The following is a 21,165-nucleotide window of genomic DNA, read 5'->3' as shown; positions in this document are numbered from 1 at the left end:
GATGTGAAGAAGCCGGCATTAAAATATTGCGGCATACGGTCACTGCAGGATTTGCAGCTTGCAGCGGACTCACAGGCTGATTATCTGGGCTTTATTTTTGCTGAAAGCAAACGAAAAGTATCTCCGCAAAATGTGAAAAAGTGGCTGAGTCAAGTTCGTGTCGAAAAACAGGTTGCAGGGGTTTTTGTTAATGAATCGATAGAGACGATCTCACGCATTGCCGAAGACTTGAATCTCGACGTCATTCAGCTTCACGGTGATGAGGAACCTGCGGATGCCGATGCGCTTCGCATGCTGACAGATTGTGAAATATGGAAGGCGCTTCACCATCATGAGAACACAACTCGAGAAATAGCCCACTTTAAAGATAATGTGGACGGCTTTGTGATTGATTCGTCTGTAAAAGGAGCAAGAGGCGGCACTGGTGTTTCTTTTTCTTGGGACTGTGTGCCGGAATACCAGCAGGCTGCTATAGGCAAACGTTTTTTTATCGCAGGCGGCGTGAATCCCGACACTGTCACAGACCTATTGAAATATCAGCCGGCAGGAATTGACCTTGCCAGCGGAATCGAAAAACACGGGAAAAAAGATCAGAATCTGATGAGGCTTTTAGAAGAAAGGATGAACCGATATGTATCCATATCCGAATGAAATAGGCAGGTACGGCGATTTTGGCGGGAAGTTTGTTCCGGAAACACTGATGCAGCCGTTAGAAGAAATTGAAACCGCATTTAAAGAGATCAAAGATGATCCTGTTTTTCGTAATGAATATTACAAGCTGTTAAATGATTATTCCGGCAGGCCGACTGCACTCACATTCGCTGATCGAGTTACTGAGTATTTCGGCGGCGCGAAAATTTATTTGAAACGGGAAGATTTGAACCATACAGGGTCTCATAAAATCAATAATGCGTTAGGTCAAGCGCTGCTCGCTAAGAAAATGGGAAAAACGAAAATCATTGCTGAAACCGGTGCAGGTCAACACGGCGTTGCTGCTGCGACAGTCGCAGCCAAATTCGGCTTTTCCTGTACCGTGTTTATGGGCGAGGAGGATGTTGCCCGCCAGTCTCTGAACGTTTTCCGCATGAAGCTTCTTGGAGCGGAAGTTGTGCCTGTAACGAGCGGAAACGGCACGTTGAAGGATGCCACAAATGAAGCGATTCGGTATTGGGTTCAACATTGCGAGGATCATTTTTACATGATTGGATCAGTTGTCGGACCGCACCCTTATCCGCAAGTGGTTCGTGAATTTCAAAAAATGATCGGAGAGGAAGCAAAGAATCAGCTGAAAAGCATTAATGGCGCTCTGCCTGATAAAGTAGTGGCGTGTGTAGGCGGAGGAAGCAATGCGATGGGCATGTTTCAGGCGTTTTTAGATGAAGATGTTGAACTGATCGGCGCTGAAGCAGCCGGAAAAGGAATTGATACTCCTCTTCATGCCGCTACTATTACGAAAGGAACCGTAGGCGTTATTCACGGTTCATTGACTTATCTCATTCAAGATGAGTTCGGGCAAATTATTGAGCCTTACTCCATTTCAGCAGGACTCGACTATCCTGGAATCGGTCCGGAGCACGCTTATTTGCATAAGAGCGGCCGTGTCACTTATGACAGTATTACAGATGAAGAAGCGGTGGATGCATTAAAACTCTTGTCAGAAAAAGAGGGGATTTTGCCGGCAATCGAATCTGCCCATGCGTTAGCAAAAGCATTCAAACTCGCTAAAGAGATGGATCGCGATCAAACCATTCTTGTCTGTTTATCAGGACGGGGAGATAAGGATGTCAACACATTAATGAATGTATTGGAAGAAGAGGTGAAAGCGCATGTTTAAATTAGATCTTCAACCATCAGAAAAATTGTTTATCCCATTTATTACGGCGGGAGATCCATCGCCTGAGGTTTCGGTTAAACTAGCGAAGTCTCTCCAAAAAGCAGGCGCCACGGCACTGGAGCTTGGTGTCGCATACTCAGACCCGCTTGCAGATGGTCCGGTGATCCAGCGGGCTTCAAAGCGGGCACTTGATCATGGAATGAATATCGTAAAGGCAATCGAATTAGGCGGAGAAATGAAAAAAAACGGCGTGAATATTCCGATTATCCTCTTTACGTATTATAATCCTGTGTTACAATTGAACAAAGAATACTTTTTCGCTTTACTGCGGGAAAATCATATTGACGGTCTGCTTGTGCCGGATTTGCCGTTAGAAGAAAGCGCCAGCCTTCAAGCGGAATGCAAAAGCCATGAAGTGACGTATATTTCTTTGGTTGCGCCGACAAGCGAAAGCCGTTTGAAAACCATTATTGAACAAGCCGAGGGCTTCGTCTACTGTGTATCTTCTCTAGGTGTGACCGGTGTCCGCCATGAGTTCAATTCATCCGTGTACCCGTTCATCCGGACAGTGAAGGATCTCAGCACTGTTCCGGTTGCTGTAGGGTTCGGTATATCAAACCGCGAACAGGTCATGAAGATGAATGAAATTTGTGACGGTGTCGTAGTGGGAAGTGCGCTCGTCAGAAAAATAGAAGAGCTAAAGGACCGGCTCATCAGCGCTGAAACGAGAGATCGAGCGCTGCAGGAGTTTAAAGATTACGCAACGGCGTTTGGCGGCTTGTACAGTTTAAAATGAGGTGACTGGATTTGCGTATCAAAGAACATTTAAAACAGCTGAAGCCTTATCAGCCTGGAAAGCCGATCGAAGCAGTGAAATTAGAATATGGCTTGGATAAAGTTGTGAAGCTTGCTTCAAATGAGAATCCGTACGGCTGTTCAGAAGCTGCAAAAGAGGCGCTTCATCATGAGATTCAACAGCTTGCCCTTTACCCGGACGGGTATAGCGCTGCTTTGCGGACAAGGCTCAGTGAGCACCTCAATGTCAGCGAAACATCACTTATTTTCGGAAACGGATCAGATGAAATCATTCAGATCATCTGCCGGGCATTTTTAAACGATAAAACCAACACGATTACTGCTGCCCCCACTTTTCCGCAATATAAACACAATGCGGTCATTGAAGGCGCTGAAGTTCGTGAAATTGCACTTCGTCCTGACGGCTCACATGATTTAGACGCCATGCTCGAAGCAATCGACGAACAGACACAAGTTGTTTGGATATGCAGCCCGAATAACCCGACTGGCACTTATACATCAGAAGGGGAATTACTCGCATTTCTGGAACGAGTTCCTTCTGGTGTCCTTGTTGTTCTTGACGAAGCATATTATGAATATGTAACAGCAGAGGATTATCCGGAAACCGTGCCGCTCTTAAACAAGTATTCCAATCTGATGATTTTGCGCACATTTTCAAAGGCTTACGGTCTGGCAGCGCTCAGAGTCGGATACGGAATTGCTGACGAGAACCTGATTCGCCAGATTGAGCCGGCAAGAGAGCCATTTAACACGAGTCGTCTAGGTCAGGCTGCGGCGATTGCAGCGCTCGATGATCAAGCGTTTATTGCTTCCTGTGTCGAGCAAAATAATGCAGGCCTTCAGCAATATTATGATTTTGCGAAGACTCATGGTTTAAAGTGCTACCCTTCACAGACAAACTTTGTGTTAATTGACTTTAACCGTCCGGCCGATGAACTGTTTCAGGCTCTGCTGGAAAAAGGCTATATTGTCCGGTCGGGAAATGCATTGGGTTTCCCGACATCACTCCGGATTACGATCGGAACAAAAGAGCAAAATGAAGAAATTCTTGCAATTTTAGCTGAAATTTTATAAGAGGTGATCAAATATCACCTCTTTAGTCTATAAACCAGGTGATGACGTATGAATCGAATGAAAGATACAATATTGCTCGCCGGTCTCGGATTGATAGGCGGTTCAATTGCGTTAGCGATCAAAAAAGAGCATCCCGGCAAACGGATTATCGGAATCGACATCTCTGATGAACAGATAGTAGCCGCATTAAAGTTAGGTGTGATAGACGAGCGTGCTGATTCGTTTATTAGCGGTGCAAAAGAGGCAGCTACAGTAATCATTGCAACACCTGTCGAGCAAACCCTGCTTATGCTTGATGAGCTGGCTCATTCAGGAATTGAACATGAGCTTTTGATTACCGATGTAGGAAGCACAAAGCAAAAAGTGGTTCAGTACGCTGAGCAAGTGCTGCCTGGCCGCTATCAATTTGTCGGAGGGCATCCGATGGCGGGTTCACATAAATCAGGAGTGGCCGCTGCGAAGGAATTCCTGTTTGAAAATGCATTTTATATTTTAACACCGGGCCAGAAAACAGACAGACAAGCGGTAGAACAATTGAAAAACCTGCTGAAAGGGACGAATGCCCATTTTGTTGAAATGTCACCAGAAGAGCATGATGGCGTTACAAGCGTGATCAGCCATTTTCCGCATATTGTCGCAGCAAGCCTTGTTCATCAAACCCATCATTCGGAAGAGCTTTATCCGCTTGTTAAGCGTTTTGCTGCGGGCGGGTTCAGGGATATTACAAGGATTGCATCGAGCAGCCCGGCAATGTGGCGGGATATTCTATTACATAATAAAGATAAAATCTTGGACCGTTTTGATGAGTGGATTCATGAAATTGAAACGATCCGGACATATGTAGAACAAGAAGATGCGGAAAATCTATTTCGTTATTTTAAAATGGCCAAGGATTATCGCGATGGGCTGCCGCTTCGGCAGAAGGGCGCGATACCTGCATTTTACGATTTATACGTGGATGTTCCCGATCATCCGGGTGTGATTTCCGAGATAACAGCTATCTTAGCTGCGGAGCGCATCAGTATCACGAATATCCGCATTATTGAAACACGAGAAGATATTAATGGGATTTTAAGGATCAGTTTTCAGTCTGATGCCGACCGCAAACGGGCAGAACAATGTATTGAAGCCCGGGCGGAATATGAAACTTTTTATGCTGATTGAGGTGGAAAATAATGAAAAGAGAAAAGGTGCAGGCCTTAAACGGAGAAATACACATTCCCGGCGATAAATCCATTTCCCATCGCTCCGTCATGTTTGGCGCGCTAGCGAAAGGCACAACAACTGTTAAAAACTTTTTGCCGGGAGCGGATTGTCTGAGCACAATCGATTGCTTTAGAAAAATGGGTGTTCAAATTGAGCAAAATGGCAGCGATGTAGTGATTCACGGAAAAGGAATCGATTCCCTGAGTGAGCCAGAAAGCCTTTTAGATGTCGGAAATTCAGGTACAACGATTCGCCTCATGCTCGGCATTTTGGCGGGCCGTCCTTTTTACAGCGCGGTAGCCGGAGATGAGAGCATTGCGAAGCGCCCAATGAAACGTGTAACTGAGCCTTTGAAGCAAATGGGGGCTAAAATCGACGGCAGAGCCGGCGGAGAATTTACACCGCTGTCAGTGAGCGGCGCTTCATTAAAAGGGATTGATTATGTATCACCTGTTGCAAGTGCGCAAATTAAATCTGCTGTTTTGCTGGCTGGATTACAGGCTGAGGGCACAACAACCGTCACAGAGCCTCATAAATCTCGGGACCATACTGAGCGGATGCTTTCTGCTTTTGGCGTTAAGCTTTCTGAAGATCAAACAAGCGTTTCCATTGTAGGAGGCCAGAAACTGACCGCTGCAGATATTTTTGTGCCTGGAGATATTTCTTCAGCGGCGTTTTTCCTTGCTGCGGGTGCAATGGTTCCAAACAGCAAGATTGTATTAAAAAACGTAGGTTTAAATCCGACTCGGACCGGTATCATTGACGTCCTTCAAAACATGGGGGCAAAACTTGAAGTCAAACCGTCTGCTGACAGCAGTGCAGAGCCTTATGGAGATTTGGTCATAGAAACGTCATCTCTAAAAGCGATTGAAATCGGAGGAGATATCATTCCGCGTTTAATTGATGAAATCCCTATCATTGCGCTTCTTGCGACTCAGGCGGAAGGAACCACCGTTATTAAGGATGCGGCTGAGCTGAAAGTAAAAGAAACAAACCGCATTGACACCGTGGTTTCTGAGCTTCGTAAGCTAGGTGCTGAGATTGAACCGACAGCAGATGGAATGAAGGTTTATGGCAAGCAAACACTGAAAGGCGGCGCAACAGTGTTCAGTCATGGGGATCATCGGATCGGAATGATGCTTGGTATCGCTTCCTGTATAACGGAGGAGCCAATTAAAATAGAGCAGACAGAGGCTATTCACGTTTCTTATCCGACCTTCTTCGAGCATTTAAATAAGCTATCAAACAAATCCTGAAGTTTTTGCTTCAGGATTTTTTGTGCAGATTGCCCGTGAGAATCATAATCTAAGACAAGAAAACATAGCTTGTCTTATAGAGGGAAAAGAAAAACGAAAAGGGGGGGATGCGCTTGGCAGGTCAAAGAGCTGCTTTACTGTACAGAGGGCGATCTTCCTTTTTTTCATTTTCTATCTCAAGAACTTTTGGTAAACTAATAAGACTCAATAATTCCCTGCCGTACAGCAAGCATCTTATTTGCCGGGGGCTTTCGTCTGAATTATGATAAGATTAACCCGAACAAATAAAGCTTTTTTGTATGGTTGATGTTGTATAGGAAAAGAAAGGACCGGTCCGATTTGAATACATTGATTCAAGAAGCCATAAAATTAGTTGAAGCAGGTGAAACAGAAAAAGGCCTCAACACTCTCTCGAAAGCTGAAAAACAGCTCCATGACGAAGACAAAGCCATTGCAGCCCAGCTTTATTACGAGTGGGGCAATGTAGAAAAAGCGATTTCGCTGATCAGTGATTTACATGATTTATATCCAAATGAAACAGAACTGACGAATTTTTACGCTGAACTTTTAATAGATATTGACGAAGAAGAAAAAGCCCTCGCTGTGCTTGAAACTATTCCGGAAACAGATCCATCCTATCCGGAAAGTTTGCTGCTTATGGCAGATCTTTATCAGATGCAGGGGTTATTCGAAGTCAGTGAACAAAAGCTTTTACAAGCAAAGTCCATTCTGGACAATGAACCCATTATTGATTTTGCACTGGGGGAGCTTTACTTTACACAGGGAGCTTATGCAAAAGCGGTTCAATATTTTAAAGCAACGGCTAAGGAGCAGAGTGAGATCGGAGGGGTTAATGTCCATCAAAGGCTGGCCGAATCGTTAAGTGCCTCAGGTGAATTTGAGGATGCCATTCCGTGGTACGAGAAAGCTGTTGATGAGAATCCTGATCCTAATACGATTTTTGGCTATGGGTTTACAGCCTTACAGGCGGGGCTTGTTAAAACAGCCATTAAGCAGCTGTCTGATTTAAAAGAACTTGATCCATCTTATTCTTCACTTTATATGCCGCTTTCGAAAAGCTATGAAGCTGAAGGGATATATGAAGAGGCATTAAAAACGGCAAAAGAGGGTATCAGATATGATGAATATAACAAAGAGCTTTTCCTCTATGCTGCAAAAATGGCCTTGAAAATCGGGAAGTCGGAAGATGGGAAAAAGCTGCTTCAGGAGGCGCTTGCACTTGATCCGGGCTTCGTCGAGGCACTTCATACACTTCTTGCCGTGTATCATAAAGAAGAGGATTATGAACAGATCATTGATCTTATTCAAGAGGTGCGCGGCTATGGGGAAGAAGACCCGAAATACAATTGGTATCTTGCGAGCGCATATACCGAATTAGAGCAATACGGGAAAGCAAAACAATCCTTTGAGGCTGCCTTTCTTCACTACCGGGAGGACAGAGATTTCTTATATGAATACGCAAGCTTCCTATTAGAAGAAGGCCTGCAAAAAGAAGCGTTGCCGCTTTTGAAAAAGGTTCTTGAAATTGACGGGGCCAATGAAGAGCTGGAAGAAACGATTTTGCGAATCGAGGATGAATTTTCTAGATAAGCAGGAATGTTTACCATTCATGTGGAACATATAAGTATATAGATTATACGAACGATAGAGGAGGGAATTACATGCAGACCCCTGTTTCTGTCAATGAGAAAAAGGATTTTATCCGTTGGTTTTTAAACCATTATCAGTTAAAGCGCCGAGAGTGCGTTTGGATCCTGAACTACTTAATGAGCCATGATTCTCTCATGGAAAAGGTTCATTTTGTAGAGCAGGCAGAATTTTGCCCGAGAGGCATTATAATGTCAACACATTGTGTTGAAGAAGTTCCGTTTCGGTTCTATAAAGAGAATGTCATGACAACCGACGCGGAAAAATCTTTTCATGATATTAGATTAAATAAACAGCAGGATTTGTTTATCCAGCTTAATTTCCGTTCAGCTTACAGCTCACCTGAGTATGCTGCAGTACTGGAATCCAACCCTCATATTCCGAAGGATCTATATGAGAACAAAAAAGATCAGGGGTTGGCTGAACAAATTTTGGAGCACGCTATTTCCACATTCCAAAGAGAAAAGTTATTAAAAGATATTGACGATGCGTTAGATCGTCATGATAAAGAAGCATTTGAACAATTATCGCGCCAATTGAATCAGCTCACATAATTTGACCAGCCTTGCAGCGTATTGCAAGGCTTGTTGTCGTAAGGGGGAGAACGATGAGGTGGAGAATTACTGATGCCAAGGACTATTTACAAGCTAAGGATTACATTGATACCGCTGTCATCCCATTAATTAACATAAAGGTAGGCGGCCATTTCAAAATGGCGGCGGAGAAAGGCGAATTCACGCAGCTTCTGTCAGAAGAACTGGAAAGGCAGTTAAAGGGACGGGTATATTTACTGCCCCCTTATACATATGTTGATAGAAACGAAATAACCGTTCAAGGACTTAAGGATTTACGGGAAGAGCTTATATCAGAATTTCAGCATGTTGTGCTGCTCACGTCTGACGAAAATTGGAAAAGTGAGGATGCGTTAGGCAAAATCATTGTTACACCGTCTGTTCCGTTAGAGCATTTAAATGACTCTTTAAAAAGAAAAATATTGGATGAACGCACTGCTGAAATTTTGAACGTTTTGTTACAGTTGTGGAGCACTCCATAAAAACACTTACATTTCCTCATAAACAATATTTTGGGCTATATTGACCTTGCTGAGAGATTCATATATTATGAGGGTGTCTAGAGTTATTGCAATATTTTCTATATTAGTCAGTTTGCAGGGGTGACCTAGAGGGGGGAGAAGTTATGGGCGGAAAACATGATATATCCAGACGTCAATTTTTGAATTATACGCTCACAGGCGTAGGGGGCTTTATGGCGGCTAGTATGCTCATGCCTATGGTTCGCTTTGCACTCGACCCGGTATTAAAATCGACAGGGAAGCAGGACATGGTTCAGGTTGTCAGCGTAGATGAGCTGACAAAAGAGCCGCAGCGCTTTGATTTCAAAATTAATCAAGTCGATGCCTGGTATGAGTCAGAAGAGTCAAGATCAGCCTGGGTCTTCAAAAGCGGGGATGAAATTGTAGCACTTTCGCCAATTTGTAAGCATTTAGGGTGTACGGTGAACTGGAATAGTGATCCTAAAAATCCGAATAAATTCTTTTGTCCATGCCATTACGGACTCTATGAAAAAGACGGCACCAATGTCCCGGGCACGCCGCCGCTTGCGCCTCTTGATCATTATGAGCAAGAAGTAAAAGACGGCTTCCTGTATCTTGGAAAAGCAAAGCCTAAGGGGGAAGGGTGACATGCTGAACAAAATTTATGACTGGGTAGATGAGCGGCTTGATATTACACCGATGTGGAGGGATATTGCCGATCACGAAGTACCGGAACATGTGAATCCCGCCCATCATTTCTCTGCGTTTGTGTATTGCTTTGGGGGACTGACGTTTTTTGTAACCGTTATCCAAGTGTTATCTGGAATGTTTTTAACGATGTACTATGTGCCTGATATCAAAAATGCCTGGGAATCAGTATATTATTTGCAAAATGAAGTGGCATTCGGCCAGATTGTCAGGGGAATGCACCACTGGGGTGCGAGCCTGGTCATTGTGATGATGTTTTTACATACGCTGAGGGTCTTTTTCCAGGGGGCGTATAAAAAGCCGCGCGAGCTGAACTGGATTGTAGGTGTGCTGATCTTTTTTGTCATGCTTGGGCTTGGCTTTACAGGCTACTTGCTTCCATGGGACATGAAGGCTCTATTTGCAACAAAAGTCGGGCTGCAGATCGCTGAAGCCACGCCTTTGATCGGGACGCAAGTCAAAACACTCCTTGCGGGGCACCCGGATATTGTAGGCGCCCAAACGCTGACTAGGTTTTTTGCGATCCATGTATTCTTTCTTCCTGCCGCATTGTTCGGGCTGATGGCTGCACATTTTATTATGATCCGGAAGCAGGGGATTTCAGGACCGCTTTAAACTCTTGATCTGCGAATAAAAGGGAGGGGATGACATGCACCGGGGCAAAGGGATGAAATTTGTAGGCGACTCAAGGATACCGGCTGAAAAAAAGCCGAATATACCGAAGGATTATTCGGAGTATCCTGGTAAAACAGAGGCTTTCTGGCCGAATTTCTTGTTGAAGGAATGGATGGTTGGGGCTGTCTTTCTGATCGGTTTTCTTGTTTTGACGATTGTGCATCAGCCGCCTTTGGAGCGGATGGCGGACCCGACTGATACAGGTTATATTCCGCTGCCGGATTGGTATTTTCTTTTCTTATACCAGTTGTTGAAGTATGAATACGCCGCTGGAAGTTTTACAGTGGTCGGTGCCATGATTATGCCGGGACTCGCTTTTGGCGCCCTGCTTTTGGCGCCGTTCCTTGACAGAGGAACAGAAAGAAGGCCGTGGAAGCGTCCTGTTGCTGTCGGTATGATGCTTCTTGCCATTTCCGCTGCTGTATTTTTAACATGGCAGTCAGTTGCTACTCACGACTGGGCCAAGGCAGAAGAACAGGGGAAAATCACAAAAGAAGCCGACATTGACACCAATGCAGAAGGATATAAGGTTTTTAAGGAGCAGGGCTGTATTTCTTGCCATGGGGATAACCTCCAAGGGGGAGCGGCCGGGCCTTCATTGGTTGACAGTGGACTGAAGCCGGACGAAATCAAAAAAATAGCTGTTGAAGGGAAAGGCAAAATGCCGGCGGGCGTGTTCAAAGGGAATGATAAGCAGCTTGAAGAACTTGCAAAATTTATTTCTGAAACAACCGCAAAATAACGTGTTGTGAATTGTGAAATGGAAGGATATACTTTTATTATCAAAAGCTGACTCGGCGTCAGCTTTTTTATATGGACACATTATTTTTACAGACTGAGAGTTGATTTGATGTGAAATGGTTTCAATATGTATTAGGACTGCGGCCGATGCTTATTCTTGTCTTAGCCATCAATTTTCTGGGAACAGTTTACGGATACTATTGGTACTTGCCGCAGCTTCTGGAGACACCGGCCCGTTTCCTGATTTTTGTGCCGGACAGTCCGACAGCAACGTTTTTCTTTCTGTTTGTGCTGCTCGCCTTTATCATGAAACGGAATGCTCCGCTCTTTGAGGCCCTTGCGCTAGTCACCCTCGTAAAGTATGGCCTATGGGCGGTCGCTATGAATTTTCTTGTGCTGGCTGTAGAAGGTGACTTGCCGTGGGAGGGCTATATGCTGATTGCCTCGCATTTTGCCATGGCAGTCCAAGGCGTGTTGTACAGTCCGTATTTTCGTTTTTCTTTTTGGCATCTTGCAATTGCTGCAGTCTGGACGCTGCACAACGATGTCATTGATTACTTGTTTGACATGATGCCGCAATACTCTATGCTTTCTGATTATATGACTGATATAGGGTACGGAACATTTTGGCTGAGCATTTTTTCAATTGGGCTAGCTTACTTTCTTGTGGTCTCGAAAAAGCAAACAAAGCTTGAGCTGATGTAAAGACAATGTTGGTCTATCCTTGTCCCTTTCTTCATATTCTGTAAGGAGAGAGAGTGGGAGGGACCTGCATGAAACGAAAGCTGACGATCTGTTTGTTGATTGCTCTTATTTTTTATAATGGAAATGCCAAGGCTGCAGAGCGGGGAAGTCTCGAAGAATTGAACGATTTATCCGATACGGTCTTTCAAATGACCCGCCAGTCAAAATATGAAGAGGCGCTGCAAGTCCTTGCTTATTTTGAAAAAACATTAAAATCCGCTGAGAAAAAAAAGCAAGACACCATGCTAACTGGAGCCCAAATCCGCCAAATCACACTGGGCTATAATGATATGGTACGGAGTTTAAAGCAGGCTGATACATCAGATACACAAAAACTCAGAGCAGCCGCGCAGTTCAGAATGCTGATGGACGCAGTTGACAATCGGTCTGATCCGCTTTGGGGCTCACTGGAAAAACCGATTATGGAAGCCTTTGCTGAACTGAAGCAGGATGTCCAAAAGAATGAAAGTACGAGTTTTCATGAAAAATGGAATGAATTTATCAGTCTATATGATTTGATTTACCCCAGTCTCACAATCGATGTATCAGAGGATCAGCTTGAAACAGTCGGAAAACATATAGATGTCATTGAGCAAGAGGAATTTCAGCAAATGACCGAGAGCACGAAGCTTGAACGGCTTTCTCTTCTTCAGCATGATCTGAAAAATGTTTTTGACAGGGTGGAGGAGGATGATGCCGACCCGTCCTTACTCTGGGTGATCATCACAACCGGCAGTATCATCATTGCAGCTCTGACCTATGTCGGCTACAGAAAGTACAAAGCGGAGAAAAACAAGCTGAAAAAACGGGACTACCCTAAGTAAGTTTGAGGGGCGGCGGCAGCCGCCTTTTTTCTATCAAATGTCAGCGCGGAAGCGGATTTTTATTTTCATCAAGCGTAAATCCTTCTCCGAGCACATCGTGGACATCGCTTACCGCCACAAAGGCATGAGGATCAACGGAGTTAATCACACTTTTCAGCATCACCAATTCGTTTTTCGGCACAACACAATAAAGCACATCTATATCTTCTTTTGTATAGGAACCCTGTCCTTTCAAAATGGTGACGCCCCGTTCCATTTCTTCAAGAACCTTTTTCTGAATCAGATCGTTTTTCGAAGAGATAATCGTAGCGCCTTTAGCAGCGTATCCGCCTTCCTGAATAAAATCAATTAATCTTGCAGCTACAAATACAGCCACAAGGGTATACATCGCTTCTTTATAGGAGAGATAAGTAAGCAAAGACAAAATGATGACGCAGGCATCGAAAGCAAACATCGTTCTGCCCATCGGAATCCCAAAATATTTATTGGCCAAACGGGCGATGATATCAACTCCGCCTGTCGTACCGCCGAACTTAAAAATAATTCCTAGTCCGGCTCCGATAAACACGCCGGCAAATAAAGCAGCGAGCGCTAAGTCGTGCTGAAGAGGCATATGTATTTCATATCGCTGAAAGATGCTGAGGAACAAAGACAAGGCTACAGTGCCGACAAGGGTGTAAACAAACATTGTTCTGCCAAGCAGACGCCAGCCGATAAAAAAGATCGGAATGTTCAACACCAGGTTCGAGATAGAGGGGCTGATGTGGAAAAGAGCATAAAGCAAAAGTGTAATACCTGTAAAACCGCCCTCAGCCAGATTGTTCTGCATATTGAAATGAACCAAGCCAAAAGAAAAAATTGCCGCTCCGATTAAAATGAAAAATATGTTTTTTAATCTAATTTCTCCAAGCATCACATAAAACCCCTTTTCCTTCCATTAGATAGCGTTTATATTATAGTGGATGAAAAAGAAAACAGCAAACGTGCTTAAACATTTGTCAAACGTATCTGAATTAGCTAACATGTAAGAGGATGATAGGAGGTTTCGTTTAGTGAGTGATAAAACAATGAAAGACATACAGGCTGAAGTAGACCGTTACATCGGCCAATTTAAAGAAGGATATTTCAGCCCGCTTGCCATGATGGCGAGGCTGACCGAAGAACTGGGCGAGCTTGCCAGAGAAGTGAATCACCGCTATGGAGAAAAACCAAAAAAAGCGACTGAAGATGATAAAAGCATGGAAGAGGAAATGGGCGATGTGCTGTTTGTATTGGTTTGCTTAGCCAACTCTCTTGATATCTCTTTAGAGGAAGCCCACGACCGAGTCATGCATAAATTTAATACTAGAGATAAAGATCGCTGGACCAGAAAAGAAGAAGGAAAGTAGAGGAGATCGAGATGTCAAACGAAACAATTAAAGTAGTCATTGCAGGACCGCGTGGAAGAATGGGGCAGGAAGCTGTTAAATTGACGGAACGAACACCTCATTTTAACCTTGTCGGGGCCATAGACCATACATACGACCAGCAAAAATTATCTGATGTGATGTCTGTTGAGTCAGATGCCCTCATTTACACAGATATCCGTGCATGTTTTACCGAAACACAGCCGGATGTATTAATTGATTTAACAACGCCTGAAATCGGGAAAGTACATACAAAAATTGCAGTAGAGCACGGAGTTCGCCCGGTTGTCGGAACAACCGGTTTCTCAGAAGCTGATTTAAAAGAGCTTACATCTTTAACAGAAGAGAAGGGAATCGGAGCCATCATCGCACCAAACTTTGCGCTTGGTGCAGTGCTGATGATGAAATTTTCGAAAATGGCTGCCAACTACTTTGAGGATGTTGAGATTATTGAGCTTCACCATGACCAGAAGCTTGACGCACCAAGCGGAACGGCGCTTAAAACAGCGGAAATGATTTCAGAAGTTCGTAAAGAAAAACAGCAAGGGCATCCGGATGAAAAAGAAATTCTCCCAGGAGCAAGAGGAGCGGAGCAAAACGGTATCCGCCTGCACAGCGTCCGTCTTCCGGGATTGATCGCACATCAGGAAGTCATGTTCGGCATGGATGGGCAAACGCTTCAGATCCGCCACGATTCCTATAATCGCGCTTCTTTCATGTCAGGTGTTAAACTTTCAGTCGAACAAGTCATGAAGATTGATCAGCTTGTGTACGGATTAGAAAATATCATTGATTAGACAGGGGGATAAATGATGAAAATTGCTTTAATCGCGCATGACAAGAAAAAACAGGATATGGTTCAATTTACGACTGCCTATCGTGATATTTTGAGGCATCATGATCTATACGCAACCGGCACAACAGGGCTGAAAATTCAAGAGGCGACAGGTCTTCAAATTGAACGTTTTCAATCCGGCCCTTTAGGGGGAGATCAGCAAATCGGCGCACTGATCGCGGCCAATGCACTTGATCTTGTCATCTTTCTGCGCGACCCGCTGACCGCGCAGCCGCATGAACCGGATGTCTCGGCATTAATCCGGTTATGTGATGTGTATTCCATTCCGCTCGCTACAAATATGGGTACTGCGGAGATTCTTGTCCGCACACTTGATGAAGGTGTTTTCGAATTCCGCGACCTTCTTCGGGGAGAAGAGCCGAATGTATAATGCTGACGTTCTTGCGTTTGGCGCTCACAGTGATGATGTCGAGATCGGAATGGGCGGCACAATCGCGAAGTTTGTCAAACAGGGAAAAAAAGTAATGATATGCGATTTGACTGAAGCGGAACTCTCTTCAAACGGAACGGTCAGTTTACGTAAAGAAGAAGCTGCTGAAGCAGCTCGTATATTAGGTGCAGAAAAAAGAATTCAGCTGACGCTTCCGGACCGCGGCCTGATGATGAGTGATCAGGCAATACGGGTGATTGTCAGTGTCATCAGAACGTACCGGCCAAAAGCAGTCTTTATGCCGTATAAAAAGGATCGCCATCCGGATCACGGCAATGCAGCTGCACTGGTGGAAGAGGCAATTTTTTCCGCAGGAATCCACAAATATAAAGACGAAAAAAGCCTTCCCGCGCATAAAGTAAGCAAGGTTTACTACTATATGATAAATGGTTTTCATCAGCCTGATTTTGTCATTGATATCTCGGATACAATAGAGGCCAAAAAACAGAGCCTCAATGCCTACAAAAGCCAGTTTATACCGTCAAAGGATTCAGTTTCAACTCCTCTGACGAATGGCTATATCGAAATCGTTGAAGCGAGAGAAAAGCTTTACGGTAAAGAAGCGGGTGTGAAGTATGCCGAGGGTTTCTTTTCCAAACGGATGCTGATGCTCGATCATGATGTGCTTGGGGGCGAACAATGAAAAAACTAAAAATAGGGATCACATGCTATCCGAGCGTCGGAGGCTCAGGTATCATTGCGACAGAACTGGGGAAGCAGCTTGCTGAAAAGGGACATGAAATCCATTTTATCACGTCAAGCATTCCGTTTAGACTAAATACATATCACCCCAATATTCACTTTCATGAAGTTGAGGTTAATCAATATGCTGTTTTTAAGTATCCTCCGTATGATTTGACATTGGCAAGCAAAATCGCTGAGGTGGCAGAACGGGAGAATTTAGACATTATCCATGCTCACTACGCTCTCCCGCATGCCGTTTGCGCCTATCTTGCAAAGCAGATGCTGAAACGCAATATCGGCATTGTAACAACTTTGCACGGCACGGATATCACGGTGTTAGGCTATGACCCGTCTCTCAAAGACCTTATCCGTTTTGCCATTGAGGCATCAGACAGGGTGACCGCTGTCTCCTCAGCGCTTGCAGCTGAAACGTATGATTTAATTAAACCGGAGAAAAAAATCGAAACGATTTATAACTTTATAGATGAGCGCGTGTATCTGAAGAAAAACACTGCCGCGATTAAAGAGAAACATGGTATTTTACCAGACGAAAAAGTCGTCATCCATGTGTCCAACTTTAGAAAAGTCAAACGCGTGCAGGACGTCATCCGTGTGTTCCGCAATATCGCCGGCAAAACGAAAGCGAAGCTGCTTTTAGTTGGAGACGGTCCAGAGAAATCGACAGCCTGTGAGCTAGTCAGAAAATATGGATTGGAAAACCAAGTTTTAATGCTTGGAAATCAAGATCGTGTTGAGGAACTTTATTCCATTAGCGATTTGAAGCTGCTGCTGTCTGAAAAAGAAAGCTTCGGCCTTGTCCTGCTTGAGGCGATGGCTTGCGGGGTGCCTTGTATCGGAACAAACATTGGCGGTATCCCGGAGGTTATTAAGAACAATGTGAGCGGGTTTTTGGTGGATGTCGGCGATGTTGCAGCCGCAACAGCCCGCGCGATGAGTATTTTAGAAGATGAACAGCTAAGCAAGCGTTTTACAAAGGCGGCAATGGAGATGCTCAAAAATGAATTTTCTTCACAAAAAATTGTCAGCCAGTATGAACAGATTTATGCCGATTTAGCAGAACCGGAGTGATAACATGGAACAAGTTTTTATCAAAGCACTTCCCGTGCTCCGCACCTTAATCGAAGCGGGCCACCAGGCTTATTTTGTCGGAGGCGCAGTTCGTGACAGCTATATGAAACGAACGGTCGGAGATGTCGATATCGCAACTGATGCAGCACCAGAACAAGTAGAACAGCTGTTTCAGCGGACGGTTGATGTAGGCAAAGAGCACGGGACGATTATTGTGCTCTGGGAAGATGAAACCTACGAAGTCACTACATTCCGGACTGAATCAGAGTATGAAGATTATAGAAGGCCGTCAGACGTGCAATTTATCACATCATTAGAAGAGGATTTAAAACGCAGAGATTTGACGATTAATGCGATGGCCATGACAACGGATGGGAAGGTGCTTGATTACTTTGGCGGCAAGAAAGATATTGATCAGAAACTAATTCGAACCGTCGGAAAGCCTGAGGACAGATTTCAAGAGGATGCGCTTCGTATGCTGAGAGCTGTACGCTTTATGAGCCAGCTTGGCTTTACGCTTTCACTAGAAACAGAAGAAGCCATCACGAAAGAAAAATCACTCCTATCCCATGTTTCAGTTGAACGAAAGACAATAGAGTTTGAGAAACTGCTGCATGGAAGAGCGTCCCGCCAGGCGCTTCAAACGCTTATTCAAACGGGACTGTACGAGGAACTGCCTGGTTTTTATCATAAACGAGAGAACCTGCTTGCAGCGAGTGAGTTTCCGTTTCACTCTTTAACATCCCGTGAAGAGCTTTGGGCTGCGCTTTTAATTGATCTTGAAGTAGATTTGAAAGATGCGCCGCTTTTCCTGAAAGCATGGAAGCTCCCGGGAAAAGTGATGAAGGAAGCCGTTCACATTGCCCATACGTTTGGCCAGAGACTTGACGCTATGTCAATGTACAAAGCAGGGGGGAAATCACTTCTTTCAGCGGCCAAAATATCGCAGCTTCGGCAAAACGAAAAACTGGATGAAGAAAAACTGAAAGACATTCAATACGCTTATCAAAGCCTGCCGATCAAAAGCCTTAAGGATCTTGATATCACGGGTAAGGATTTGCTTGCGCTTCGAAACCGGCCTGCCGGGAAATGGGTGTCGGAAGAATTACAGCGGATCGAGCAGGCTGTTGTGACAGGAAAGCTCTCCAATCAAAAGAAACACATAGAGGAGTGGCTGAAGACATGCGGTCAACATTAAGAAAAGACCTTATTGAATTATTTTCTCAGGCCGGAAATGAATTTATTTCCGGCCAAAAAATCAGTGATGCCCTCGGCTGTTCCCGAACTGCCGTGTGGAAGCATATTGAAGAGCTTCGGAAAGAGGGCTATGAAGTAGAAGCCGTTAGAAGAAAAGGATATCGGCTCATCAAAAAGCCCGGGAAACTCAGTGAAAGTGAAATTCGCTTCGGTTTGAAAACGGAAGTAATGGGCCAGCATCTAATTTATCAAGACGTTATATCAAGCACGCAAAAAAAGGCGCATGAGCTTGCGAATAATAACGCACCGGAAGGAACTCTCGTGGTGGCTGACAAACAAACAGCCGGCAGAGGCCGAATGTCTAGGGTATGGCATTCTCAAGAGGGAAACGGCATTTGGATGAGCCTCATTTTGCGGCCTGACATTCCGCTCCAAAAAACACCGCAGCTCACATTACTGGCTGCAGTAGCTGTTGTGCAGGGAATAGAAGAGGCAGCAGGCATCCAAACGGATATTAAATGGCCTAATGATATTTTGATTAACGGAAAAAAAACAGTCGGCATCTTAACAGAAATGCAGGCCGAGGAAGATCGCGTACGTTCAGTCATTATCGGGATCGGAATTAACGTGAACCAGCAGTCTGATGATTTTCCAGATGAACTGAAGGACATCGCGACAAGCCTCAGCCAAGCTGCCGGAGAAAAAATTGACCGGGCCGGCGTCATCCAGCATATTTTACTTTGCTTTGAAAAACGGTACCGGGATTATATGACACACGGTTTTACACCAATTAAGCTTTTATGGGAAAGCTATGCGTTGGGAATCGGCACTCATATGAGAGCCAGAACGTTAAACGGAACCTTTTACGGGAAGGCGTTAGGTATAGATGATGAAGGCGTTCTTCTTTTAGAAACGCAGAAAGGCATTAAAAAAATCTATTCTGCCGATATTGAATTGGGTTAATGTATTGGTACAAGCCCGTTGATTTTGGTATACTTCCATTGGGCAGTATCGCCTGCGAACTGCACCTATTATAAAAATAGATAGACATTGCAGCAGTCTGCCTTGATCCAAAAAAGGACTGGGACAGAGGGATGAAACTCGCCGAACTTTAGAAAGTGAAGAATCCTTCTCGTTAAACGGAAGGTTTTTTGGCTTGTATAAGAAAACGGCAGCTCATCTCCTCTAAACATGAGGAGGAGAAAACATGAAAACAAAACTCGATTTTCTAAAAATGAAGGAGACTGAAGAACCGATCGTGATGCTGACCGCTTATGATTATCCGTCAGCTAAGCTTGCTGAACAAGCGGGAGTGGACATGATTTTAGTCGGTGATTCACTCGGAATGGTCGTCCTCGGCCTTGATTCAACTGTCGGTGTGACAGTTGCGGACATGATCCATCATACAAAAGCTGTTAAAAGGGGCGCGCCGAATACTTTTATTGTGACAGATATGCCGTTTATGTCTTATCACCTGTCCAAGGAAGATACACTGAAAAATGCTACGGCTATCGTTCAGGAAAGCGGAGCTGACGCCCTTAAGCTTGAGGGCGGAGAAGGTGTGTTTGAATCTATTCGCGCATTGACGCTCGGAGGCATTCCGGTAGTCAGTCACTTAGGCCTGACACCGCAGTCAGTCGGTGTATTGGGTGGATATAAAGTACAAGGAAAAGACGAACAAAGCGCCAAAAAATTAATAGAAGACAGTATAAAATGCGAAGAAGCAGGAGCTATGATGCTTGTCCTGGAATGTGTGCCTGCAGAACTCACAGCCAAAATTGCCGAGGTGCTAAGCATACCGGTCATCGGAATCGGGGCTGGTGTGAAAGCAGACGGGCAAGTTCTCGTTTATCATGATATTATCGGCCACGGTGTTGAGAGAACACCTAAATTTGTAAAGCAATATACGCAAATTGACGAAACAATCGAAACAGCAATCAGCGGATATGTTCAGGATGTAAGACATCGTGCTTTCCCTGAACAAAAGCATTCCTTTCAAATGAATCAGACAGTGCTGGACGGCTTGTACGGAGGAAAATAAGATGAGACAGATTACAGATATTTCACAGCTGAAAGAAGCCATAAGACAATATCAGTCAGAGGGGAAGTCAATCGGATTTGTTCCGACGATGGGCTTTCTGCATGAGGGGCATTTAACCTTGGCAGACAAAGCAAGACAAGAAAATGACGCAGTCGTTATGAGTATTTTTGTGAATCCCGCGCAATTCGGTCCTAATGAAGACTTTGAAGCATATCCGCGTGATATTGATCGGGATGCGGCTCTTGCACAAAACGCCGGAGTCGATATTCTTTTTACGCCTGATGCTCATGATATGTATCCCGGTGAAAAGAATGTCGCGATTCACGTCGAAAAACGTACAGGCGTTTTATGCGGACGCTCAAGAGAAGGACATTTTGACGGTGTTGCAATTGTACTGACGAAGCTGTTCAATCTTGTGCAGCCGACCCGCGCCTATTTCGGTTTAAAGGATGCACAGCAGGTAGCAGTTGTTGACGGCTTAATCAGCGATTTCTTCATGGATATTGAATTGGTTGCAGTCGATACGGTCAGAGAGAAAGACGGCTTAGCCAAAAGCTCCCGCAACGTATATTTAACAGCTGACGAAAGAAAAGAAGCGCCTAAACTGTATCGGGCCCTTCAAACAAGTGCAGAGCTGATCAGAGCCGGCGAAAGAGACCCTGAAGCGGTGATAAAAGCTGCGAAAGAAATCATTGAAACGACAAGCGGCACCATTGACTATGTGGAGCTTTATTCCTATCCGGAACTCGAGTCTGTGAACAAAATTGAAGGGAAAATCATTTTGGCTGTTGCAGTTGCTTTTTCAAAAGCGCGTTTAATAGATAATATCATTATTGATATTCGAGAAATGGAGAGAATATAA

The 21,165-nt window shown here is 44.5% G+C and carries 24 protein-coding genes; 23 read left to right on the top strand and 1 reads right to left on the bottom strand.

Annotation, left to right across the window (positions count from 1 at the left end; all coding sequences use genetic code 11):
* The first annotated feature begins 3 nt into the window (after nucleotides 1-3).
* The 14 genes from M0696_RS11185 to ypjB all read left to right on the top strand — a co-directional run bounded on the left by M0696_RS11185 (nucleotide 4) and on the right by ypjB (nucleotide 12,600).
* Nucleotides 4-651, top strand: coding sequence for a phosphoribosylanthranilate isomerase (locus tag M0696_RS11185; protein WP_222143068.1), 648 nt, complete (start codon nucleotides 4-6; stop codon nucleotides 649-651).
* Entirely contained in the window at nucleotides 632-1,834 is a 1,203-nt protein-coding gene (trpB, locus tag M0696_RS11180; RefSeq protein WP_166851356.1) for a tryptophan synthase subunit beta, read from the top strand. The genes M0696_RS11185 and trpB overlap by 20 nt, the downstream gene beginning before the upstream one ends.
* Nucleotides 1,827-2,630, top strand: a complete 804-nt coding sequence (gene trpA / locus M0696_RS11175; RefSeq protein ID WP_166851359.1) for a tryptophan synthase subunit alpha — start codon at nucleotides 1,827-1,829, stop codon at nucleotides 2,628-2,630. The genes trpB and trpA overlap by 8 nt, the downstream gene beginning before the upstream one ends.
* Before the next feature lie 11 nt (nucleotides 2,631-2,641).
* Nucleotides 2,642-3,724, top strand: a complete 1,083-nt coding sequence (hisC, locus tag M0696_RS11170; protein WP_222143067.1) for a histidinol-phosphate transaminase — start codon at nucleotides 2,642-2,644, stop codon at nucleotides 3,722-3,724.
* 48 nt (nucleotides 3,725-3,772) lie between these two features.
* The gene (locus tag M0696_RS11165; protein ID WP_222143066.1) at nucleotides 3,773-4,888 is read left to right on the top strand and encodes a prephenate dehydrogenase; all 1,116 of its coding nucleotides are present in this window, start codon (nucleotides 3,773-3,775) and stop codon (nucleotides 4,886-4,888) included.
* An 11-nt stretch (nucleotides 4,889-4,899) separates the two neighbouring features.
* Nucleotides 4,900-6,186: a 3-phosphoshikimate 1-carboxyvinyltransferase gene (aroA, locus tag M0696_RS11160; RefSeq protein ID WP_166851368.1), complete on the top strand. Its 1,287-nt coding sequence runs from the start codon at nucleotides 4,900-4,902 to the stop codon at nucleotides 6,184-6,186.
* 339 nt (nucleotides 6,187-6,525) lie between these two features.
* Nucleotides 6,526-7,797, top strand: a complete 1,272-nt coding sequence (locus M0696_RS11155; RefSeq protein ID WP_248601960.1) for a tetratricopeptide repeat protein — start codon at nucleotides 6,526-6,528, stop codon at nucleotides 7,795-7,797.
* Nucleotides 7,798-7,868: 71 nt separating this feature from the next.
* The gene (locus M0696_RS11150) at nucleotides 7,869-8,408 is read left to right on the top strand and encodes a ReoY family proteolytic degradation factor (RefSeq protein WP_087986937.1); all 540 of its coding nucleotides are present in this window, start codon (nucleotides 7,869-7,871) and stop codon (nucleotides 8,406-8,408) included.
* 53 nt (nucleotides 8,409-8,461) lie between these two features.
* Nucleotides 8,462-8,908: a YpiF family protein gene (locus M0696_RS11145; protein ID WP_222143064.1), complete on the top strand. Its 447-nt coding sequence runs from the start codon at nucleotides 8,462-8,464 to the stop codon at nucleotides 8,906-8,908.
* Between the two features lie 143 nt (nucleotides 8,909-9,051).
* A complete protein-coding gene (locus M0696_RS11140) occupies nucleotides 9,052-9,555 on the top strand; it encodes a Rieske (2Fe-2S) protein (protein ID WP_222143063.1) in 504 nt (167 codons plus the stop codon).
* A 1-nt stretch (nucleotide 9,556) separates the two neighbouring features.
* A complete protein-coding gene (gene qcrB, locus M0696_RS11135) occupies nucleotides 9,557-10,231 on the top strand; it encodes a menaquinol-cytochrome c reductase cytochrome b subunit (RefSeq protein WP_003225560.1) in 675 nt (224 codons plus the stop codon).
* A 34-nt stretch (nucleotides 10,232-10,265) separates the two neighbouring features.
* Nucleotides 10,266-11,033, top strand: a complete 768-nt coding sequence (locus tag M0696_RS11130) for a menaquinol-cytochrome c reductase cytochrome b/c subunit (RefSeq protein WP_003225562.1) — start codon at nucleotides 10,266-10,268, stop codon at nucleotides 11,031-11,033.
* A gap of 110 nt (nucleotides 11,034-11,143) precedes the next feature.
* Nucleotides 11,144-11,737 carry a lipoprotein heptaprenylglyceryl N-acetyltransferase LhaT gene (lhaT, locus tag M0696_RS11125; RefSeq protein WP_222143062.1) on the top strand — a complete coding sequence of 198 codons (594 nt, stop codon included), beginning with the start codon at nucleotides 11,144-11,146 and terminating at the stop codon, nucleotides 11,735-11,737.
* Between the two features lie 68 nt (nucleotides 11,738-11,805).
* Nucleotides 11,806-12,600 (top strand): sporulation protein YpjB, encoded by a 795-nt coding sequence (ypjB, locus tag M0696_RS11120; protein WP_166851386.1) that lies wholly within the window; start codon nucleotides 11,806-11,808, stop codon nucleotides 12,598-12,600.
* A gap of 40 nt (nucleotides 12,601-12,640) precedes the next feature.
* Here ypjB and M0696_RS11115 read toward each other — a convergent pair whose 3' ends face one another.
* The gene (locus M0696_RS11115; RefSeq protein ID WP_222143061.1) at nucleotides 12,641-13,513 is read right to left on the bottom strand and encodes a YitT family protein; all 873 of its coding nucleotides are present in this window, start codon (nucleotides 13,511-13,513) and stop codon (nucleotides 12,641-12,643) included.
* A 139-nt stretch (nucleotides 13,514-13,652) separates the two neighbouring features.
* Here M0696_RS11115 and M0696_RS11110 point away from each other — a divergent pair, with 139 nt between their 5' ends.
* The 9 genes from M0696_RS11110 to panC all read left to right on the top strand — a co-directional run bounded on the left by M0696_RS11110 (nucleotide 13,653) and on the right by panC (nucleotide 21,165).
* Complete coding sequence (locus M0696_RS11110) at nucleotides 13,653-13,988, top strand: nucleotide pyrophosphohydrolase (protein WP_004398044.1); 336 nt, start codon at nucleotides 13,653-13,655, stop codon at nucleotides 13,986-13,988.
* Nucleotides 13,989-13,999: 11 nt separating this feature from the next.
* A complete protein-coding gene (dapB, locus tag M0696_RS11105; RefSeq protein WP_222143060.1) occupies nucleotides 14,000-14,803 on the top strand; it encodes a 4-hydroxy-tetrahydrodipicolinate reductase in 804 nt (267 codons plus the stop codon).
* A 15-nt stretch (nucleotides 14,804-14,818) separates the two neighbouring features.
* Entirely contained in the window at nucleotides 14,819-15,232 is a 414-nt protein-coding gene (gene mgsA, locus M0696_RS11100; RefSeq protein ID WP_003225572.1) for a methylglyoxal synthase, read from the top strand.
* On the top strand, nucleotides 15,225-15,935 hold the full coding sequence (gene bshB1, locus M0696_RS11095; protein ID WP_222143059.1) for a bacillithiol biosynthesis deacetylase BshB1: 711 nt from the start codon (nucleotides 15,225-15,227) through the stop codon (nucleotides 15,933-15,935). The genes mgsA and bshB1 overlap by 8 nt, the downstream gene beginning before the upstream one ends.
* A complete protein-coding gene (gene bshA, locus M0696_RS11090) occupies nucleotides 15,932-17,065 on the top strand; it encodes an N-acetyl-alpha-D-glucosaminyl L-malate synthase BshA (protein WP_222143058.1) in 1,134 nt (377 codons plus the stop codon). Before bshB1 ends, bshA begins: the two co-directional genes overlap by 4 nt.
* A gap of 4 nt (nucleotides 17,066-17,069) precedes the next feature.
* Entirely contained in the window at nucleotides 17,070-18,263 is a 1,194-nt protein-coding gene (locus tag M0696_RS11085) for a CCA tRNA nucleotidyltransferase (RefSeq protein WP_222143057.1), read from the top strand.
* Complete coding sequence (locus M0696_RS11080; RefSeq protein ID WP_222143056.1) at nucleotides 18,248-19,225, top strand: biotin--[acetyl-CoA-carboxylase] ligase; 978 nt, start codon at nucleotides 18,248-18,250, stop codon at nucleotides 19,223-19,225. The genes M0696_RS11085 and M0696_RS11080 overlap by 16 nt, the downstream gene beginning before the upstream one ends.
* Nucleotides 19,226-19,469: 244 nt before the next feature.
* Complete coding sequence (panB, locus tag M0696_RS11075) at nucleotides 19,470-20,303, top strand: 3-methyl-2-oxobutanoate hydroxymethyltransferase (RefSeq protein WP_222143055.1); 834 nt, start codon at nucleotides 19,470-19,472, stop codon at nucleotides 20,301-20,303.
* A 1-nt stretch (nucleotide 20,304) separates the two neighbouring features.
* The gene (gene panC, locus M0696_RS11070; RefSeq protein ID WP_166851410.1) at nucleotides 20,305-21,165 is read left to right on the top strand and encodes a pantoate--beta-alanine ligase; all 861 of its coding nucleotides are present in this window, start codon (nucleotides 20,305-20,307) and stop codon (nucleotides 21,163-21,165) included.

The organism is Bacillus rugosus, assembly GCF_023238245.1.
In the GTDB taxonomy this organism is placed as follows: Bacteria; Bacillota; Bacilli; order Bacillales; family Bacillaceae; genus Bacillus; species Bacillus rugosus.
This window is presented reverse-complemented; position numbering and strand designations above follow the sequence as displayed.

Coding starts and splice junctions, on each gene's coding strand:
- trpB (WP_166851356.1), top strand. CDS start 632: ATGTATCCATATCCGAATGAAATAGGCAGGTACGGCGATTTTGGCGGG.
- trpA (WP_166851359.1), top strand. CDS start 1,827: ATGTTTAAATTAGATCTTCAACCATCAGAAAAATTGTTTATCCCATTT.
- M0696_RS11165 (WP_222143066.1), top strand. CDS start 3,773: ATGAATCGAATGAAAGATACAATATTGCTCGCCGGTCTCGGATTGATA.
- aroA (WP_166851368.1), top strand. CDS start 4,900: ATGAAAAGAGAAAAGGTGCAGGCCTTAAACGGAGAAATACACATTCCC.
- M0696_RS11150 (WP_087986937.1), top strand. CDS start 7,869: ATGCAGACCCCTGTTTCTGTCAATGAGAAAAAGGATTTTATCCGTTGG.
- M0696_RS11145 (WP_222143064.1), top strand. CDS start 8,462: ATGAGGTGGAGAATTACTGATGCCAAGGACTATTTACAAGCTAAGGAT.
- M0696_RS11140 (WP_222143063.1), top strand. CDS start 9,052: ATGGGCGGAAAACATGATATATCCAGACGTCAATTTTTGAATTATACG.
- qcrB (WP_003225560.1), top strand. CDS start 9,557: ATGCTGAACAAAATTTATGACTGGGTAGATGAGCGGCTTGATATTACA.
- M0696_RS11130 (WP_003225562.1), top strand. CDS start 10,266: ATGCACCGGGGCAAAGGGATGAAATTTGTAGGCGACTCAAGGATACCG.
- ypjB (WP_166851386.1), top strand. CDS start 11,806: ATGAAACGAAAGCTGACGATCTGTTTGTTGATTGCTCTTATTTTTTAT.
- M0696_RS11115 (WP_222143061.1), bottom strand. CDS start 13,513: ATGCTTGGAGAAATTAGATTAAAAAACATATTTTTCATTTTAATCGGA.
- dapB (WP_222143060.1), top strand. CDS start 14,000: ATGTCAAACGAAACAATTAAAGTAGTCATTGCAGGACCGCGTGGAAGA.
- mgsA (WP_003225572.1), top strand. CDS start 14,819: ATGAAAATTGCTTTAATCGCGCATGACAAGAAAAAACAGGATATGGTT.
- bshB1 (WP_222143059.1), top strand. CDS start 15,225: ATGTATAATGCTGACGTTCTTGCGTTTGGCGCTCACAGTGATGATGTC.
- bshA (WP_222143058.1), top strand. CDS start 15,932: ATGAAAAAACTAAAAATAGGGATCACATGCTATCCGAGCGTCGGAGGC.
- M0696_RS11085 (WP_222143057.1), top strand. CDS start 17,070: ATGGAACAAGTTTTTATCAAAGCACTTCCCGTGCTCCGCACCTTAATC.
- M0696_RS11080 (WP_222143056.1), top strand. CDS start 18,248: ATGCGGTCAACATTAAGAAAAGACCTTATTGAATTATTTTCTCAGGCC.
- panB (WP_222143055.1), top strand. CDS start 19,470: ATGAAAACAAAACTCGATTTTCTAAAAATGAAGGAGACTGAAGAACCG.
- panC (WP_166851410.1), top strand. CDS start 20,305: ATGAGACAGATTACAGATATTTCACAGCTGAAAGAAGCCATAAGACAA.